2 protein-coding genes are annotated in these 1,335 nt (G+C 36.8%); both read right to left on the bottom strand.

From position 1 onward, the window contains the following. Positions 1 to 285: 285 nt before the first annotated feature. Complete coding sequence (locus tag ASJ81_RS23315; protein ID WP_212556078.1) at positions 286 to 732, bottom strand: nucleoside phosphorylase; 447 nt, start codon at positions 730 to 732, stop codon at positions 286 to 288. After that, positions 713 to 1,057, bottom strand: a complete 345-nt coding sequence (locus ASJ81_RS23310; RefSeq protein ID WP_212556077.1) for a hypothetical protein — start codon at positions 1,055 to 1,057, stop codon at positions 713 to 715. The genes ASJ81_RS23315 and ASJ81_RS23310 overlap by 20 nt, the downstream gene beginning before the upstream one ends. Positions 1,058 to 1,335 lie beyond the last annotated feature (278 nt).

The raw sequence follows: 1,335 nt of genomic DNA, 5'->3' as shown, positions 1-1,335 counted from the left end.
TAAGCTATTTTGATAAAAGTTTCACTTTAGAAAGTAGCGGAGCGTATTGATTTTAGATAAAATATTCAAAAAAAATATCTAATGAATAAACAAATTCTTTGGCAAAAATGCCAAAGAATTTGTTTTTCAAGATTATTGCAGCTTTTTGAGGTAGTTAGCAGAGAAAATTGTAGGTTTGAGGAAAGAACAATAAGAGAAATCACTAGATTATGGAATTGTGTCTATTAATTCAAAAAAATAAATATATTGTTTCAATTATTGAGTTAGCGGATCTTGCTCTCGAATTTACAATTCCATACAGCATTCTACTGCAAGCCTGAAAATACTTTCTCTGATATCTTTACGGTCAATCCACTTTCTACCATCCCACTCGTTACCGCTTAAATCATCACCACCATAAAGAATCTGACCGAAAATCACACCTCTGAACTGGGAAACTGCAGATAATGCGGAACACTCCATTTCGACAGTTACACAACCTTCCGACTTTCTTAATTCAACTTTTTCCGGAGCCTCTCTATAAAACGCATCTGTAGTCCAAGTCTTCGCTGTAAGATACTTTACGCCATGTCTGTTCAAAACATTTTTTATTGTTTTAACTGCATGGGCGTTAGTATACACCTCCCTTGCGGGGGGGAGATAATGATATGAAGTTCCCTCATCTCTTATGGCTGAAACCGGAATTATTAAGTGCCCTACTACAAGGTCCTTCTTAAGGACACCTTGCACCACCGCATGCTATAAACTTGCTGCATCCAAGGGCTATTACTTCCTCCAGTAAAGCTGCAGCAGAAGGAGCACCAATTAACGGATTAAAGATTGCAATTTTTTCTTCCTGTAATTCCATCTCATAGATAGGAATGATTCCACATTCACATCTTAGTTCTGCGATACCCCTAAGTTTACCATCATTGGCCAGCCTGTCAACTACTTCTTTAAAAAAGCAGATAATGCACCGTGCTGCTATATCAATTGGCTTGATCAGTTTACACGGCTCAATGAAAGCCTGTTTGTTAGGGTCAAACTCCAATATAGGGAATTCACCTGATAAGTTCATATAAATATCTCACAACAATGTTTGTTTATACTATAAGTACTAAGTATCGGGTTTATCAAGGTCGTGTTTCAATCCTTGTTTTAGTGGATCTTGCTCACGAATTTTGTTTTCCTCCTTGCTACAATACTACTATATGATCGTTTCAATCCTTGTTTTAGTGGATCTTGCTCACGAATAAATAAAAGGACAAGTAGTATTTAAACAGGTTGGGGAAGTTTCAATCCTTGTTTTAGTGGATCTTGCTCACGAATTTGAAAAAGAGACAGGAGTCTGTCGAT

This window comes from Methanosarcina spelaei, from assembly GCF_002287235.1.
Taxonomy (GTDB): Archaea; Halobacteriota; Methanosarcinia; order Methanosarcinales; family Methanosarcinaceae; genus Methanosarcina; species Methanosarcina spelaei.
This window is presented reverse-complemented; position numbering and strand designations above follow the sequence as displayed.

Excerpts from the sequence above, each read along its gene's own strand:
- ASJ81_RS23310 (WP_212556077.1), bottom strand. The coding sequence starts at position 1,057 with ATGAACTTATCAGGTGAATTCCCTATATTGGAGTTTGACCCTAACAAA.